The organism is Verrucosispora sioxanthis (assembly GCF_010560025.1).
GTDB classification, from domain to species: domain Bacteria; phylum Actinomycetota; class Actinomycetes; order Mycobacteriales; family Micromonosporaceae; genus Micromonospora; species Micromonospora palythoicola.
In genome coordinates this window covers 19442-36288 of record NZ_SAIY01000011.1, presented here as the reverse complement: position 1 = coordinate 36288, position 16847 = coordinate 19442, and the positions used below count along the sequence as shown (strand labels likewise).

The following is a 16847-nucleotide window of genomic DNA, read 5'->3' as shown; positions in this document are numbered from 1 at the left end:
TCGTGCCTGAGAAAGCCGGGAGAGGACCGTTGCGTTCGTTTACTCATGTTGCCGTCGTCCTAAACAATCGGATAACGGAAGTCGGACTGGCGCGGTTCGGAGTGCGTTGGGTAGACGTGGGGCCGCCGGTGCGTGCCGAAATCATTGTCATGCCCTTCCGTAGCGACGAGAGCTCTGCTCATGAGGTGACGCTTGGCGAAACCTTTCCGGTGGCCGACGAGATCTGGCGCTTTGCCGATCTCGACATGTCCAGCGCGGACGAATGGGAGGTCACGGTCCGGCGGGTGGACGAGAACGAGGTGATGGAGCCGCCGACCGGGCGGTTGTGGAAGCAGGCTCGGCTGCGGCCGTACGGCCAGTTGGACGAGACCCAGCTCCAGTCGCTGGAGGCCGCGCTCGGGGCCCAGCTACCGCGGGGTTACCGGATCTGGCTGGGGCGTAACAACGGTGCGCAACCCGAGGTGCCGCACCACATCCCCGGAATGCCGATCGCTCTGCTTCCCACAGGTCCGCTGTTCGGCGTCCACCCTGAATATCCTCCGTTCGACCTGGTACAGGCCCAGAGTCGACACCGCGACCTCTGGCTGTCGCGAGCCTGGCTGGTCATCGCGAAGGCGGCCAGTGGGCTGCTTGTCGTCTCGGCGGAACTGGGAAACGAGAGTGTTTACTTCGTGCACGATTTCGACCTGGTCGGCCCGTCCGGCCCGGCAGCCACGGCCGCCCGGGAACGGAAACTGAGGGCCGTGGCCTGGTCGATGCCTGAGTTCATCGGGCGGTTGACCCCGATGGAGTTGGACCACCTTCCACCCGCAGAGATCCACCCGCCGGGAACGTTCACGGACCCTCGTAACTACGAAAATGGGCAACTATGAGCAGGGCATGACCGCCGCACCGCGTCGCCAGATCGATCGCCTGCTGTCCGACCAGGCAATCGGCTAGGCACAGAGGACGAACGCGTCGCACTTGACGTGCCGGGAGATGTCGGACGCCTGGGAGTCTGAGGGAGCCGGGAGAAAGCTGGTGCGCTCGTTTACTCGTCTGGCCGCCGTCCGGAACAACATGACGGCGAGCGTAGGGCCGGCCCGGCTCGGAGTGCGCTGGGTCGATGTCGGGCCACCGGTGCGCGCCGAAGTGATCGTGATGCCTGAGTGGAACGGAGACTCCGCGCACCACGAGGTGGCACTCGGTGAGACCTTTCCGGTGGGCGAGGAGACCTGGCGCTTCGCGGATCTGGACATGGTCAGTGCGGACGAGTGGAAGGTCACCGTTCGTCGGGTGGACGAGAACGAGGTGCTGGAGCCGCCCACTGGACGGTTGTGGAAACCGGCCCGGCTGCGACCGTATGGGGAACTGGACGAGGCACAGCTCCAGTCGCTGGAAGCTGCGCTCGGAGTGCGGCTACCGCCGAGCTACCGTGACTGGCTGCGCCGGAACAATGGGGCACAGCCGGAGGTGGACCATCACATCCCTGGCGTGCCATTCAGCCTGTTGCCGGAGCGACCCTTGTTCGGGGTCCATCCCGAGTACCCGATTTTTGATCTTGTGCATGCCCAGCCCGTACATCGGGATCCCTGGCTGCCGCCGAACTGGCTGGTGATCGCCAACCCCTCCGGTGGGCTCCTGGTCATCTCGACGCAGTCGAGTGACGGGAGCATCTACTTCATGCACGAGATGGATCTGGTGGGGCCTCCCGGCCTGCCGGCCTCGGCCGCCCGGGAACGAAAGCTGCAAGGGGTGGCTCGATCGATGGGCTATCTCGTCGGCCGGTTGACCCCGGTGGAACTGGGTGATCTGCCGCCGGCACAGATGCTGCCGCAGGAAGCCTTGACCGATCCGAGCAACCATGAGGACGGGGCGAGGTAGTCGAAGCGCAAGTGCGCGTCAGGCGAGCCGCTCGAGCATGCCCGCGTACGCGTCGCGGATGGCGGCGAGTCGATCTCGCCGGAACCGGCCGGGCTCGCGCTGGTGCAGCTGCCGACCCCGGTCGCTGGTGAAGGCGTTCGCCGGGACAACGGCCGCGTCCGGTGGAATGAACTTGCCGACCTCGTCAAGGGCGGCCACGGCCCGGGTCAGCGCGGCTCGGGCCCGCTGACCGGCCTCGCCACCTCCGGGGTCGGCCGGCACCTGTCCGGCGTACGCGTCCGACACCAGCAGCCACTCCCCTGGATCGAGCAGCTGTGACGGTTCGTCTCCGCCGTAGCGGAATCCGCCGCCGGCGGCAGTGGCCGTCGGCGGTAGCCGGAAGAGGAACTCCCGTTCCTGACCGCAACCGGCGCAGGCACCGGTGTACCGGCTGGCAAGGTCACCGTCGTCGAGCGCCACCACCGCACTGTCCCGGGGGAAACGCGTCTCCCCACACGTGCACGGGTGCAGATCCATGTAGAGATGCGCCTCCGCGTTGGTGCGGCTCAGCAGCGGGTCCATGCGATCCACCGTACCGATCGGACGCTTCCGCCGACGTCCCGGTGCGGGCGCTGGCATACTCGCCGACCATGGTGTTGTCGCGTGGCTGGGCTGTCTTCCTTGCCGGGGTCGGGATCTGGACCTGGGTGATCTGGCCGAGGTTCGCGGTAGCCATCTGGAACGACCCGAGGTCGTGGTCGACGGGTGATGTCGGCACCTGGCCGGCGACCGCCTTCCTGTGGATACACGCACTGCTCATCGCGGCGTCGTTGGCCATCGGCACGGCCGTGGGTCTGCTGGGCGTCCGCGGGTGGCGGGCGCTCCGACGTGGTACGCCTTGAGCCAGCGTCCGTGTGTCGGTCCGACCGTGTGCCGGCGGGTCAGGGCCGGGCAGAGCCCCATCAGGTTTGGGCCTTCAGGAGTGTGACGGGGGCCGCTCCCAGCCGATTTGACGATCAATCCGCCGGCCGCGTAACTTTCTCTCTGCCAGCGCGGAAGGGGCAAACAGGGCGAAAGTCCTGAGAGTCGCGTTCCGGCAGGCACCGGGTTCGCGGAGGATGTCTCCTTTGTGGACACGGCCGGGTGGGGCTCGACCGGGGCCGCCGAGGGGCGGATTTGGTGGGGCGGAACCGACCGGGTAAGGTTCACGATCGGCAGGGAACCGGGCGAGACTGCGGGCAACCGCAGCGGCCGGCCTGCCAAATCCGATGACCGAGTCAAGCGGGCAACCGCTGCGCTCGATCGCGGGCGCCGAACCACCTGAAGCGTGACGGACCGGGACAAGCCGGTTTGACTCGCCGCAGAGGGTGAGGTAACGTAGTAAAAGTGCCCGGTGCGGTTGTGGTCGGGTGTGGTGCCCCGGATGGTGGCCTGTGGTGGGTTGTCTGATGGTGTGTGGTTGTTCTTTGAGAACTCAACAGGGTGCTTGATAAGCCAGTGCCAAATGGTTTTATGTTCCGGGCTGGCCAGTTTTTCTGGTTGGTTCGGGTTCCTTTGGCAACAATTTTGTTTGTTGCTGGGATGGATTGTTCAACAGGTTTTTGTTGGAGAGTTTGATCCTGGCTCAGGACGAACGCTGGCGGCGTGCTTAACACATGCAAGTCGAGCGGAAAGGCCCTTCGGGGTACTCGAGCGGCGAACGGGTGAGTAACACGTGAGCAACCTGCCCTAGGCTTTGGGATAACCCCGGGAAACCGGGGCTAATACCGAATATTCACTTGCGGACGCATGTTTGTGGGTGGAAAGTTTTTCGGCTTGGGATGGGCTCGCGGCCTATCAGCTTGTTGGTGGGGTGATGGCCTACCAAGGCGACGACGGGTAGCCGGCCTGAGAGGGCGACCGGCCACACTGGGACTGAGACACGGCCCAGACTCCTACGGGAGGCAGCAGTGGGGAATATTGCACAATGGGCGGAAGCCTGATGCAGCGACGCCGCGTGAGGGATGACGGCCTTCGGGTTGTAAACCTCTTTCAGCAGGGACGAAGCGCGAGTGACGGTACCTGCAGAAGAAGCGCCGGCCAACTACGTGCCAGCAGCCGCGGTAAGACGTAGGGCGCGAGCGTTGTCCGGATTTATTGGGCGTAAAGAGCTCGTAGGCGGCTTGTCGCGTCGACTGTGAAAACCCGTGGCTCAACTGCGGGCCTGCAGTCGATACGGGCAGGCTAGAGTTCGGTAGGGGAGACTGGAATTCCTGGTGTAGCGGTGAAATGCGCAGATATCAGGAGGAACACCGGTGGCGAAGGCGGGTCTCTGGGCCGATACTGACGCTGAGGAGCGAAAGCGTGGGGAGCGAACAGGATTAGATACCCTGGTAGTCCACGCTGTAAACGTTGGGCGCTAGGTGTGGGGGGCCTCTCCGGTTCTCTGTGCCGCAGCTAACGCATTAAGCGCCCCGCCTGGGGAGTACGGCCGCAAGGCTAAAACTCAAAGGAATTGACGGGGGCCCGCACAAGCGGCGGAGCATGCGGATTAATTCGATGCAACGCGAAGAACCTTACCTGGGTTTGACATCGCCGGAAATCTCACAGAGATGTGGGGTCCTTCGGGGCCGGTGACAGGTGGTGCATGGCTGTCGTCAGCTCGTGTCGTGAGATGTTGGGTTAAGTCCCGCAACGAGCGCAACCCTCGTCCCATGTTGCCAGCAATTCGGTTGGGGACTCATGGGAGACTGCCGGGGTCAACTCGGAGGAAGGTGGGGATGACGTCAAGTCATCATGCCCCTTATGTCCAGGGCTTCACGCATGCTACAATGGCCGGTACAATGGGCTGCGATACCGTGAGGTGGAGCGAATCCCAAAAAGCCGGTCTCAGTTCGGATCGGGGTCTGCAACTCGACCCCGTGAAGTCGGAGTCGCTAGTAATCGCAGATCAGCAACGCTGCGGTGAATACGTTCCCGGGCCTTGTACACACCGCCCGTCACGTCACGAAAGTCGGCAACACCCGAAGCCGGTGGCCCAACCCTTGTGGAGGGAGCCGTCGAAGGTGGGGCTGGCGATTGGGACGAAGTCGTAACAAGGTAGCCGTACCGGAAGGTGCGGCTGGATCACCTCCTTTCTAAGGAGCACCATCCCGCGAAGGCGGGTATGGAGCCCGCACTGTCCGAGTGTGATGGTGGGGTGCTCGTTGGCGGAGACACTGGCGAGTCTTGTCCTGGCAACGGCCGGAGTTTTTCTTAGTACAGCCACTGTGGTGGTGGGAACGGGGTTCCGGTGCGGCTGGGAGGGATGTAGGGCACCCTGTTGGGTCCTGAAGGAACAACCGATGGTGGTTGGTCTTTCAGAGCCTTGTGGCGAGCGGGAGCTTGTCGAGGCGCCAGGCATGGCCTGGTTTCTCATACCGCCGGCGGTGGCCGGGCTGGTGGGAGACGGTGGGTTGTGGGTTGGTTGTTTGTTGAGAATTGCACAGTGGACGCGAGCATCTTTGTGGTCAAGTTGTCAAGGGCGAACGGTGGATGCCTTGGCACCAGGAGCCGATGAAGGACGTGGGAGGCCGCGATAGGCCTGGGGGAGCTGTCAACCGAGCTGTGATCCCAGGGTGTCCGAATGGGGTAACCCGGCATCAGTCATGTGATGTCACCTGCACCTGAACTCATAGGGTGTGTGGAGGGAACGCGGGGAAGTGAAACATCTCAGTACCCGTAGGAAGAGAAAACAATAGTGATTCCGTGAGTAGTGGCGAGCGAAAGCGGATTGAGGCTAAACCGGTTGCGTGTGATACCTGTCAGGGGTTGCGTGGTCGGGGTTGTGGGACCTCATGTGGTGGGCTGACAACCACCAAAGGAGTTATAAAGCCAGTTGTTAGCTGAATGGTCTGGAAAGGCTGACCGTAGACGGTGATAGTCCGGTAGGTTAAAGCAGCTGGTCTTCTGTGGGTGTTCCCGAGTAGCGGCGGACTCCTGAAATCTGCCGTGAATCTGCCAGGACCACCTGGTAAGCCTAAATACTTCCTGGTGACCGATAGCGGACGAGTACCGTGAGGGAATGGTGAAAAGTACCCCGGGAGGGGAGTGAAATAGTACCTGAAACCGTTCGCCTACAATCCGTCGGAGCCTTGCGGGGTGACGGCGTGCCTTTTGAAGAATGAGCCTGCGAGTTAGTGGCATGTGGCGAGGTTAACCCGTGTGGGGGAGCCGTAGCGAAAGCGAGTCTGAAGAGGGCGTTTGAGTCGCATGTTCTAGACCCGAAGCGGAGTGATCTAGCCATGGGCAGGCTGAAGCGCGGGTAAGACCGTGTGGAGGGCCGAACCCACCAACGTTGAAAAGTTGGGGGATGACCTGTGGTTAGGGGTGAAAGGCCAATCAAACTCCGTGATAGCTGGTTCTCCCCGAAATGCATTTAGGTGCAGCGTCGTGTGTTTCTTGCCGGAGGTAGAGCACTGGATGGTCTAGGGGGCCTACAAGCTTACCGAAATCAGCCAAACTCCGAATGCCGGTAAGTGAGAGCGCGGCAGTGAGACTGCGGGGGATAAGCTTCGTAGTCGAGAGGGAAACAGCCCAGATCACCAGCTAAGGCCCCTAAGCGTGTGCTAAGTGGAAAAGGATGTGGGGTCGCATAGACAACCAGGAGGTTGGCTTAGAAGCAGCCACCCTTTAAAGAGTGCGTAATAGCTCACTGGTCAAGTGGTTCCGCGCCGACAATGTAGCGGGGCTCAAGCACACCGCCGAAGCTGTGGCACTCACACTATGACTTCGCATCACTCTTCGGGGTGGTGTGCAGGTGTGTGGGTGGGTAGGGGAGCGTCGTGCCGGGGGTGAAGCAGCAGGGTGACCTAGTTGTGGACGCGGCACGAGTGAGAATGCAGGCATGAGTAGCGAAAGAAGGGTGAGAAACCCTTCCGCCGGATGACCAAGGGTTCCAGGGCCAGGTTAATCCGCCCTGGGTGAGTCGGGACCTAAGGCGAGGCCGAGAGGCGTAGTCGATGGACAACGGGTTGATATTCCCGTACCCGCGAAGGAGCGTCCCTGACGAACCTCGTTGTGCTAACCACCCAAACCATCCAAGACCTTCGGGTTGAGGGTGGGGAGCGTGGGAACCTGGCGGGTAGTAGTCAAGCGATGGGGTGACGCAGGAAGGTAGCTGAGCCCGGCCGGTGGTTGTGCCGGGGTAAGCGTGTAGGCCGACGTGTAGGCAAATCCGCACGTCATGAGGCTGAGACGTGATGCCGAGCCGATTCAGGTGAAGTCAGTGATCCTATGCTGCCGAGAAAAGCCTCTAGCGAGTTCCGAGCGGCCCGTACCCCAAACCGACACAGGTGGTCAGGTAGAGAATACCGAGGCGATCGGGCGAACTGTGGTTAAGGAACTCGGCAAATTGCCCCCGTAACTTAGGGAGAAGGGGGGCCGGAGACGTGAAGCCCCGCGCGGGTGGAGCGTTGTATGGCCGCAGAGAGCAGGGGGAAGCGACTGTTTACTAAAAACACAGGTCCATGCGAAGAAGTAATTCGATGTATATGGACTGACGCCTGCCCGGTGCTGGAACGTTAAGGGGACCTGTTAGCTCTTCGGGGCGAAGCGGAGAACTTAAGCGCCAGTAAACGGCGGTGGTAACTATAACCATCCTAAGGTAGCGAAATTCCTTGTCGGGTAAGTTCCGACCTGCACGAATGGCGTAACGACTTCCCCACTGTCTCAACCACAGGCCCGGCGAAATTGCAGTACGAGTAAAGATGCTCGTTACGCGCGGCAGGACGGAAAGACCCCGGGACCTTTACTATAGCTTGACATTGGTATTTGAGTCGGCTTGTGTAGGATAGGTGGGAGCCGGTGAAGCTCATACGCCAGTATGGGTGGAGGCAATCTTGAAATACCACTCTGGTTGATTCGGGTATCTAACTTCGGACCGTTATCCGGTTCAGGGACAGTGTCTGGTGGGTAGTTTAACTGGGGCGGTTGCCTCCTAAAGGGTAACGGAGGCGCCCAAAGGTTCCCTCAGCCTGGTTGGCAATCAGGTGTTGAGTGCAAGTGCACAAGGGAGCTTGACTGTGAGACTGACGGGTCGAGCAGGGACGAAAGTCGGGACTAGTGATCCGGCACTTGCGTGTGGAAGCGGTGTCGCTCAACGGATAAAAGGTACCCCGGGGATAACAGGCTGATCTTCCCCAAGAGTCCATATCGACGGGATGGTTTGGCACCTCGATGTCGGCTCGTCGCATCCTGGGGCTGTAGCAGGTCCCAAGGGTTGGGCTGTTCGCCCATTAAAGCGGTACGCGAGCTGGGTTTAGAACGTCGTGAGACAGTTCGGTCCCTATCCGCCGTGCGCGTAGGATACTTGAGAAGGGCTGTCCCTAGTACGAGAGGACCGGGACGGACGAACCTCTGGTGTGCCAGTTGTCCCGCCAGGGGCACGGCTGGTTAGCTACGTTCGGAAGGGATAACCGCTGAAAGCATCTAAGCGGGAAGCCTGCTTCAAGATGAGGTATCCCACCACCTTCGGGTGGGTAAGGCCCCCAGCTAGACGACTGGGTTGATAGGCCGGAAATGTAAGCCCGGTAACGGGTTCAGTTGACCGGTACTAATAGGCCGAGGACTTGACTACAACGATCGCTCGCGTCCACTGTGTAACTCACAACAAACAAACAACACACCCGACACCAATCATGGATGGTGTCAGCGAACGGTGTTGTTTGACATGTTGATAAGGTTACGGCGGTCATGGCGGAGGGGAAACGCCCGGTCTCATTCCGAACCCGGAAGCTAAGCCCTCCAGCGCCGATGGTACTGCACCCGGGAGGGTGTGGGAGAGTAGGACACCGCCGGACATTCTTCCCGTTCAGGGCCACCCACAGGGTGGCCCTGAACGCATTTCAGCAAGTATTGCGGGGTGCGCCCTTGGCCCAGCACGAGAAGCGCGCGACCTGTCCTAGGCTTGCTTCGTGGACGGCGTGCTGATGTTCGTGGTGGTCGTCGCCTGTCTGGCCGCGATCCTGGGCGCGCTCGGCTGGCTGGGAGTTCGTGTTCGTCGCCGCGGTATCGGCGGCGAGATGATGGGCCCGTTCGAGGAGATCTGGCATCCGGCTGCCTATCGATCTCGCATGGAGATCAGGGTGCAGGAAGAACGCATGGTTCCGACGCCGTCTCCCGACGACTTGGGTAAGCTGCGCCGTCGCGAAGCCGGTCAGGCATAGTCGCGCAGCTCGTCGGAGCGCCGCGACAGGGAACGGCCCCGCCGGCGCGGAGCCGACGGGGCCGTGACGGTGCTGGAGCCCGGTGGACGTCAGGCGGGTCTCTTGGCGCAGATGAAGCGGGGTTCCGCACTGTAGGTCCAGCTGAACTTCTCCCGCTTGACGACCTTGCCGTCCTTCTTGATGACCCGGAACGCGTCCTGGGTGAAGCCTTGGCTGCCGTTGGCGGGAATGCAGGTTGGCCCGGGCTCCAGGTAGACGGTCTTCGGCGAGGTGATGTTCCGCCGAGGGCCGTACTCGGTCTTCACGCTGTCCCAGATCTTCGTGCTCCACATCGACACCGTCACCGAACTGCCGGTGTAGGAGGTGTCGATCAGAACGCCGTACTCGGTGTTGTTGCGGAACTTGAAGTCGAGGTTGGGCCAGAAGATGGTCGACTCGATGACCGCCGGGTACCGGCTGAAGTAGTACGAGTGTGGCTTGTGCTCGACGTCCTCCAGGCCGGCGTAGTAGGAGGCGTTGAAGAGGGTCGTCGTGAACTGCGAGGTGCCGCCGCCGACGCCCGGCACCAGCTTGCCGTCGAGGATCACCGGCGCGTCACGGTAGCCCTGGGCGTAGCCGCGTTCGCCGGTGTGACCGTTCAGCGAGAACGTCTCGCCGGGCAGCACCACCGTGCCCTGCACGTCGTTGGCGATCGTCACGATGTTCTGGCTACGGGGCGAGGAAAGCCCCCCGGTGAAGTTGGTGGTGAAGGACGACACCTTCTCCTTGATCCCCAGGCTGCGGAGCTTCGCCGCGGTGAGCTTCGGCTCGACCGGCTTCAGCTCGGCGGAGACCGTACGATCCTCGCCGCGTGGCAGGACGGCGAGCAGGTCGGCGCCGAGGCTGCTGGTGTCGACCTGCTTACCGGGCCGTCCGTCCTTCACCTTCGGTTTGCCGCCGGAGATGCTCATCGTGGCGTTCTTCGGGGCCACCTCGACGGTGTCGAGCTTGCTGCCGAGCGCGGCCTTCAGCTTCTTGACGTCCACGCTGGGCGTGAGCTTGCCGGTCTTGTCGGCCTTGAAACGGAGGCCCTTCGCGATGGCCTCCGGCGCAATGGTGACCGAACCACGCTCCGTGGTCAGCTTGACCGGTGCCGCCACCGCCGGTTCGGCCAGCTCGGCAACCAGCCGGTCGACGTCCTCTCTGGTGCTGGCCGGGTGGTTCTCGACAAGCGGCACGGTCACCGGCTGCCCGCTCAACCAGCCCTGCTTGACGGCCTCGGCGGAATGCTCCGGGTCGATGGTGAGGCTGGGCTTCGGGTAGCGCACCTTCGGCTTCGTGCCGGAGAAGGTGATCGCCGGCATGGTCATCTTCCGGCCCTGGTCGCCCACGAGCTTCTTCAGCGCGGACTCCAGCTTCGGCACGTCGACCGAGACGACCGGCTCGATCTCCCGCGAACCGACCAGGCGGTCCACGGCGTGGGCATTCGTCGCGGCGGCGGCGGCCACGGTGGCCTCCACGTCGACGGTGAGCCCCACCTCGGCCGGATTGATCTCGGCCGTCCGCTCGCCGACGCGTACCTGGATGGGGGCCTGGAGTTCGGCCGCGCGGCGGTCCAGTTGCGCCTGTAGCTCCCGCGCGGCGTCCGTCCGGCTGCGCCCGCCGAGTTCGGTGCCGAGGACGCTGGTGCCGCGCGGCACGTCACCCGCGTAGGCCCAGACCGCCACCGCGCCCACCGAGCCGAGCACGGCGGTGGCCACGCCGGAGGCGAGCAGCAGCCGGAACCGGCGGGAGCGGGAACGGTTGCCGTCCGGCGGAACGGGCGCCGGTCGGACCGGCTCCTCGATCGGCCAGCTGACCGCAGCCACCTGCACCGTGGGCCGATCGTCGGCCGGCGGGGGGCGTTCTTCGCCGTACAGCGTCACAACTACCTCTTAGCGACATACCGCATGTGGAGCCAGGGGATCCTACTCCGGAAGAGAACCACGGTAGCCAACCGAACCACCGTCGGGGAGCCCGAGCCGGCACGGAACTCCAGTCGTGCCCGTTCGGCGTGGCGAGCATGCCAGATTATCACTCATAGTGACGGTCGGATGTCCCGCGTGTCAGCGCCGACCGCGCCCGAACACCAGCCAGGCCATCACCACGGCAGCCAACGTGGCGACGGTCAGCGAGCAGCTCAGCACTCCCGTTACGGTGCGTGGCGCAACCAGGGCGGCTGCTGCGGTCAACCCGGCCGTCGCCAGCCAGAGGGGCGCGGCGGGCCATCGAGCGGCGGTCGCCACCCGATCGTTGACCAGCATGAACACCACCGCGTAGAGCGCCCCGACGGCCGCGAACATCGGCGCCGTTCCGGCCAGGTGCAGGTAGTCGGCGCCGCCGACAAGCCGGAAGGCCAGTTCGCCGGCGACCGCCGAACTGACCACCAGGACCGCCCCGCACGTCAGGATCAGCGCCAGGGCCACCAGTCGAGCCCGCCGATCACCCTTAGCCAACCGGGGCAGCACCAGCAGCGTGACGACCTGAGGCGCCCAGAGGGCACCCTTGCTGAGGACCGCGCCGACGGCGTACGCGCCGGAGTCGGCCGCCGGTAGGAGTTGGCGGGCCAGGATCAGGTCCGCGTACGAGATGGTGAGCATCGCCAGCGTCGCTCCGCAGGCCGTCATCACCTGCCGCGCCCCCAGCCGCCGCCCAGCGGGGCTCTGGGCGGGTGACGTTTCGGTCGGCACGACATCGGGGCGATCGGACGTAGCCGGGTCGGCCGGTCGCGGGTACTCGGGTGAACTGGCGAGACGGGCCAGGAGCGGCAGCGCGAACAGGCCGGTCAGGGTGGTCAGGAGCAGGCACACCTCCGGCCCCCGGCCGAGCAGCAGCCCGACGACCAGTCCCCCGTAGCGACCGAGGGCCACCGCGACCATCGCCGCGGCGAGCCGCAGGAAACGTTCCTGTCCCTGGAGTTCGCCGAGCCACCGGCCGCTGAGCACGGTGGCGAACGTGGTCGTGGCGAGCAGCAGCGTGAGTGCCAGCGGCAGCCGCAGGGCGATGGTCAGCACCGGTGCGGCGGCAACTGTCACCCCGGCCGTGAGGGCTGCGGTTCGTAACCCGAGACGGCGGGTGTCACCAGCGCCCCTGCGGGCCCGGTGCGCGGCCACCGCGATCTGCAGACCGAAACCGGGTACCGCCGCGATCGCGGCCAGCGCGAGTACCGTCGCCAGCGCGCCCAGGTCGGCGGCGGTGAGCCGGCGCGCACCGAGCATCGGAACGACGTACGCCAGGGCGTTGGTCACCACGGTCGCGACGGTGACCGCGGCACCGGCCGCGCCGAGTCGCACCCGTGCGACGTCCCTGCTCGTGGTCTGGGGCATGCCGGCTCGGCCTACTCGGGCTTCGGTGCCGGGTTGCCGATCGCGATCTCGTTGGTGCAGAACGAGATGTCCGTCCCGCGCACGGTCAACTCGACCGAGTCCCCGCCGCCGATGATGCGGAAGAATCGCTGGTTGAGGCCCTTCTTGATCGGGAACTCGGCGGTGCCGGTGCCGAGCCGTAGCGTCCCCGTGCCGGTCGTCGAGCTGAGATAGCCGATCCGGACCACCCAGTGCCAGTCCTGACGGGGCTCGTTGAGCGGCATTCGTACGCTCTGCCCGCCGGAGACGAGGTAGCCGCAGCCTTCCTGCGGTCCCGGCTGGATGGTGCTGCCGACGACCGTGGCCACCTGGATGCGGCCGAGGGAGTCCAGCACCGACAGGTTGTCGGCCTCGTCCACGAACGTGGGACGGGTGCCGAAGGCGCGGAAGAACCGGGACTGCAGGTTGTACGGCCAGGACAGGTTGGGCACCACCTCGTCGGGCACCGGGCCGTCGAAGAACACCGTGTCCGGCGGCGCGCTGGCCATCTCGATCCGCACCGTGTCGACGTACGACCTGCCGGACTTGGCTGCCCACTCGTCGCTGTACCGGGACGTGGTCCAGACGGTGCCCAGGCAGATGGCGACGAGCACCAGGGCGAGCACGACGTGCACCGCCTCCCGGTAGCGCTCCGGCAGCGGACCGAACAGCCCGGGCGGAGGCGGAGAGTCGGCGGCCAGCGGTCGCCGTTCCGGCTCGGCCGGTTGCTCGACGGACTGGCGCGGGGGCGGCGTTGGAGCCGTGGCGTCGTCCGGATCCGGCCCACCGGCCGGGTGCTGGCTGGCGACCGGCCCCGGGCTGTCGACTGCGCCGGCCTCGTCGTCCGGCACGCGTTCGGCGGCCAGCACCAACGGCACCGGCTCGGCTGCTGCTGCGGGCTGCGGCTCGGGATCGACGGGAGCTTCCGCGTGGATGACGCCGAGCCTCGCCACCACCTGTTTCGGCGGCCCGGTCCGGACCGACTCGGCCAGCACCGGTGTGGTCGAGCTGGCCGTTGACGCGGTCGAGCCGGGGGCCGGTGCCGTCGAGGCGGCGCTCGGTGCGGCGACGGTGCGGTCCGGAGCCGTCCCGTCCGCTGGTTCCGGGTTGGTCTCCGACCCTGCCGGCGGTGTGTCGAGGACGGCAGGCGCGGCCTCGCCGGTGCCCCATGACGGGCGGGCCAGCCCGACCACGGCGACGCCGAGACAGATGGCGGCCACCACGACGACGTCGCTGACATACCGGGGCACGCCACCGGCGACCCCACTGAACGTGGAGCCGAGTCGGGTCGCGGCCAGCATGCCCGCCACCAGGACCAGGTACGCCCCGAGCAGCAGCCAGGCGCGGCCGGCGCGACGACGACGGCGTACGGTGGCCACGATCAGGGCCACGACGAGCGTCCAGGCCACCCACCTGCCGAGTTCCGGCGGTGCCGCGACCGGTGCGCCGTCCCCCGCCCCCAGCCATCGCCACGGCCCACCGACCAGGCCCGGCATCACCGTGGACCCGAGCATCTGGGTGAGGAAGGTGAACACCTCGCCGACCGACGTCGGCCGCCGCAGCGAGGACTCCGAGTTGCTCAGGTAGGCGGCGAGGAAGCCGAGCGACAGCGCGGTCAGCAGCAACCAGGACGGCCACCAGCGGCGGATGGTGGTCCAGATGGTGCGGAAGAAGCCCCCGTCGGCGTAGAGGGCGGCGGTGAGCAGGAAGACCAGCGCGACGACCAGGATCGCCTTCTCGAAGAAGACGAGGCCGAGCAGCACGGACAGGGCCAGCGTCACCAGATGCCGTTTGCGCCCGGTCTGCACATAGCTGACCTGTGCGCTCACCGCGAGCACCATGGCGATCTGCATCGGTAGCATGTTGACCCCGACGGCCCACCACGACGTGGCCTCCAGCGTCAGCGGGCTGAACATCAGCGCGCCGAGCGGCAGGAGCAGCAGCCAGGACGGTCGCAGCAGCCGGCGCAGCAACCGGAGGAAGGCGATGCCGAGGATCGCCTGGCCGAGCGCCATCAGCAGCACGTACGGCCAGTACACCATCCCGAGGTGTTCGGTGATCAGCCAGGTGATCAGCCGGCCGGCGGGCATGAGGTGGTTGTTGTAGAGGGTGAGCAGGTGCCCGACGGTCAGGTCGGACTCCGCCGCCTGTGTGATCATCACGTAGTCGTCGGCGGCCAGAAAGCCGCGCGAGGCCATCTGGGCACGCCACAGCACGCTGAGCGCGATGATCGCGAGCGCCGCCGTCCGGATCCGGTCGGTGCCCAGCCAACCGCCGGTGCCCTCCGCCGCCGGGGCACCGTCCGTGGGCATCGACGAACCCGCACCAACCCGGTCCGGGCGCGGTGCGTCCGGCCCAGCGGTCCGGTCGACCGTGAGGGGAGGCGGAGAGGGGTTCGCGGCCATGGCGGGAACACTGCCACACCGACCGTCGCGCCTTGCATCAGGTCAACGGATGGTTCGATGGTCATCGGGCCGACGAAGGCCGCGTACAGTGGCCGCCACCAGCGCGGCCGATCGCCGCGCGCCGGCAGTGGTGAGGTCGACGGATGCGGGAACGGCTGGTGCCGCACGCGGTGGCCGCCACCGTGACCACGGTGGTGCTCGCGCCGCTGGCCCTGCCCGGGTACGTGCTGCGCTACGACATGGTCTTCGTGCCCCGGCCGGCCCTGAGCTGGGAGGTGATCGCCCCGGCCACGGCCCTGCCCAGGGCCGTCCCACAGGACGCCGTGGTGGCCCTGGCCTCGCAGCTGCTCCCCGGGTGGCTGCTGCAACGACTGGTGCTGGTGGCGATTCTCTACCTGGCCGCGCTGGGTGCCGCACGGCTGGTGCCGACGCAGCGGGTCGGGGTGCGGGTGGTGGCCGCCCTCGGGTACGCGTGGACGCCGTACCTGGCCGAGCGGCTGCTGATCGGGCAGTGGGGGCTGTTGGTCGCGTACGCCGCGTTGCCCTGGTTGGTGCGGGCCGCGATCGGGGTGCGTGACGCCGAGCGGGGTGCCCTGCGTCGGCTGTTGCTGGCGGTGGCGGCGTCCGCGATCACCCCGACCGGCGGGCTGCTCGCCCTGGTCGTGGTCGCCGTGCTGCTGGTTGGGCGGTACCCGGGGGCGACCCGGACGGCGCTGACCGGGGTGGGTACGACGCTGCTGCTGAACGCGCCGTGGCTGGTGGCCGGGTTCGTCAGTACGGGCTCCGGCCGATCCGACCCGGCTGGAGTGGCGGTCTTCGCCGCTCGCGCGGAGAACTGGGCGGGGCCGCTGGTGGCGCTGGCCGGCACCGGTGGAATCTGGAACGGACAGGCCACCCCGGCGTCCCGCAGCGGATGGCTGATACCACTGGCGACGCTGCTGGTGCTGGCGGTCGCCGGGTACGGCGTGCCGGTGCTGTGGCGCCGCTGGCCGCGGCCGGTCGTCGGTCGGCTCGGGTGGTTGGCGGTCGCCTCGTGGCTGGGTGCCGCGCTCGGGGTGCTGCCCGGCGGGGCCGGTCTGCTGGGCTGGTTGGTCACCGCCGTGCCGGGTGCCGGGTTGCTCCGCGACGGGCAGAAGCTGCTGGTGCCGTACGTGCTGCTGTTGGCGGTCACCGGGGCGCTCGGCGCGGAGCGACTGGCCGGACGACTCGCGACCCGGTTCGACCTGGCCACCGGGCGGGTGCTGCTGGCCGGCGCGGCGTTGCTGCCGGTGGCGGTGCTGCCCGACCTCGCCGTCGGTGGCGCGGGACGGCTGCGGCCGGTGGCGTGGCCGGCGGACTGGGAGACGGTGGCGCGGCTCGTCGACGAGCGGCCGGGCGAGGTGGTGTCGCTGCCGTTCCAGGAGTACCAGAGCTACGCGTGGAACGGTGGCCGGGTGGTGATCGATCCGGCGCCTCGTTACCTCGGCGTGTCGGTCCTGATCGACGACACGCTGCGCGTGGACGGTACCGCGGTCGCCGGTGAGGACCCGCGCGCCGCCCGGTTGCGTGAGCTGCTCGCGGCCGGTGAGCCGGTGGCGGCGGCCGGCCCGCGCTGGGTGCTGGTGCAGCGCGCCGCCGGCCCGACCCGGACCCGGCGACGTTGGCCGGGCTGCGGCCCGTGTACGCCGGGGCCGAGCTGGCGTTGTACGAGAATCCGGCGTGGCGTCCGGCGGCGCGGCCGAGCCACCCCGGCCCGGTGGGCCTGGCGCACCTGTTGGCCGGAACGGTGGTGCTGGTCCTCGTTTCTTCGGGCACTGCGCGATGGTGCTACCGCGTGGTAGCGTCCCGGCACGCGAGTCCCGCGGAAGGAGAAGGTGGATGAGGAACCTGCCCGCGTTCGTCGCCGTCGGGGTACTCGGGGTCGTGCTCGGCATGCTCGGCAGCGTCGGTCTGGCGAACGTGCTCAGCCCGTCCGCCAAGGAGGCTGCCAACACCAAGGTGAGTGAGCAGACCGAGGCCCCGCTGTACGGCACGCGCTGACCTCGAACGGCGCAAAGGCGCCCGCAGCACGCGGG

At 66.3% G+C, this 16847-nt stretch carries 9 protein-coding genes, 3 rRNA genes and 1 pseudogene; 9 read left to right on the top strand and 4 right to left on the bottom strand.

Features of this window, described 5'->3' with window-relative positions; genetic code table 11:
* The first annotated feature begins 2 nt into the window (after positions 1-2).
* Together ENC19_RS25415 and ENC19_RS25410 are read left to right on the top strand one after the other, a co-directional pair.
* Positions 3-872, top strand: coding sequence for a DUF6406 domain-containing protein (locus ENC19_RS25415; RefSeq protein WP_309246282.1), 870 nt, complete (start codon positions 3-5; stop codon positions 870-872).
* A 106-nt stretch (positions 873-978) separates the two neighbouring features.
* On the top strand, positions 979-1863 hold the full coding sequence (locus ENC19_RS25410) for a DUF6406 domain-containing protein (protein ID WP_164449588.1): 885 nt from the start codon (positions 979-981) through the stop codon (positions 1861-1863).
* A gap of 18 nt (positions 1864-1881) precedes the next feature.
* Here the strand turns inward: ENC19_RS25410 and ENC19_RS25405 are convergent, their stop codons facing one another.
* The gene (locus ENC19_RS25405) at positions 1882-2424 is read right to left on the bottom strand and encodes a hypothetical protein (RefSeq protein ID WP_164449587.1); all 543 of its coding nucleotides are present in this window, start codon (positions 2422-2424) and stop codon (positions 1882-1884) included.
* Positions 2425-2492: 68 nt separating this feature from the next.
* On the opposite strand from ENC19_RS25405, the gene ENC19_RS25400 reads away from it, so the two are divergent.
* The 5 genes from ENC19_RS25400 (at position 2493) to ENC19_RS25380 (ending at position 9026) form a co-directional block, all read left to right on the top strand.
* A complete protein-coding gene (locus tag ENC19_RS25400) occupies positions 2493-2744 on the top strand; it encodes an SCO4848 family membrane protein (RefSeq protein WP_164449586.1) in 252 nt (83 codons plus the stop codon).
* Positions 2745-3443: 699 nt separating this feature from the next.
* Positions 3444-4958 (top strand): 16S ribosomal RNA (locus tag ENC19_RS25395).
* Between the two features lie 370 nt (positions 4959-5328).
* Positions 5329-8437, top strand: a 23S ribosomal RNA gene (locus tag ENC19_RS25390).
* 106 nt (positions 8438-8543) lie between these two features.
* Positions 8544-8660: ribosomal RNA gene (gene rrf, locus ENC19_RS25385) — 5S ribosomal RNA — on the top strand.
* Together the 16S, 23S and 5S rRNA genes form the textbook arrangement of a ribosomal RNA operon.
* A 114-nt stretch (positions 8661-8774) precedes the next feature.
* Positions 8775-9026 carry a hypothetical protein gene (locus ENC19_RS25380; RefSeq protein WP_309246279.1) on the top strand — a complete coding sequence of 84 codons (252 nt, stop codon included), beginning with the start codon at positions 8775-8777 and terminating at the stop codon, positions 9024-9026.
* A gap of 89 nt (positions 9027-9115) precedes the next feature.
* Here the strand turns inward: ENC19_RS25380 and ENC19_RS25375 are convergent, their stop codons facing one another.
* The 3 genes from ENC19_RS25375 to ENC19_RS25365 form a co-directional block, all read right to left on the bottom strand.
* Complete coding sequence (locus ENC19_RS25375; RefSeq protein WP_164449585.1) at positions 9116-10930, bottom strand: VanW family protein; 1815 nt, start codon at positions 10928-10930, stop codon at positions 9116-9118.
* Positions 10931-11110: 180 nt separating this feature from the next.
* Positions 11111-12370 carry a polysaccharide biosynthesis protein gene (locus tag ENC19_RS25370; protein ID WP_208021016.1) on the bottom strand — a complete coding sequence of 420 codons (1260 nt, stop codon included), beginning with the start codon at positions 12368-12370 and terminating at the stop codon, positions 11111-11113.
* Positions 12371-12381: 11 nt separating this feature from the next.
* A complete protein-coding gene (locus ENC19_RS25365) occupies positions 12382-14700 on the bottom strand; it encodes a hypothetical protein (protein ID WP_164449584.1) in 2319 nt (772 codons plus the stop codon).
* Between the two features lie 236 nt (positions 14701-14936).
* On the opposite strand from ENC19_RS25365, the pseudogene ENC19_RS25360 reads away from it, so the two are divergent.
* Positions 14937-16654: pseudogene (locus tag ENC19_RS25360) on the top strand (hypothetical protein).
* A complete protein-coding gene (locus ENC19_RS25355; protein WP_164449583.1) occupies positions 16651-16812 on the top strand; it encodes a hypothetical protein in 162 nt (53 codons plus the stop codon). The pseudogene ENC19_RS25360 and the gene ENC19_RS25355 overlap by 4 nt, the downstream one beginning before the upstream one ends.
* Positions 16813-16847: the final 35 nt, after the last annotated feature.

What these genes read in the sequence shown, in the direction of transcription:
- ENC19_RS25365 (WP_164449584.1), bottom strand. Translation starts at nt 14,700, where the DNA reads ATGCCCACGGACGGTGCCCCGGCGGCGGAGGGCACCGGCGGTTGGCTG.
- ENC19_RS25410 (WP_164449588.1), top strand. Translation starts at nt 979, where the DNA reads ATGTCGGACGCCTGGGAGTCTGAGGGAGCCGGGAGAAAGCTGGTGCGC.
- ENC19_RS25400 (WP_164449586.1), top strand. Translation starts at nt 2,493, where the DNA reads ATGGTGTTGTCGCGTGGCTGGGCTGTCTTCCTTGCCGGGGTCGGGATC.
- ENC19_RS25355 (WP_164449583.1), top strand. Translation starts at nt 16,651, where the DNA reads ATGAGGAACCTGCCCGCGTTCGTCGCCGTCGGGGTACTCGGGGTCGTG.
- ENC19_RS25405 (WP_164449587.1), bottom strand. Translation starts at nt 2,424, where the DNA reads ATGGACCCGCTGCTGAGCCGCACCAACGCGGAGGCGCATCTCTACATG.
- ENC19_RS25370 (WP_208021016.1), bottom strand. Translation starts at nt 12,370, where the DNA reads ATGCCCCAGACCACGAGCAGGGACGTCGCACGGGTGCGACTCGGCGCG.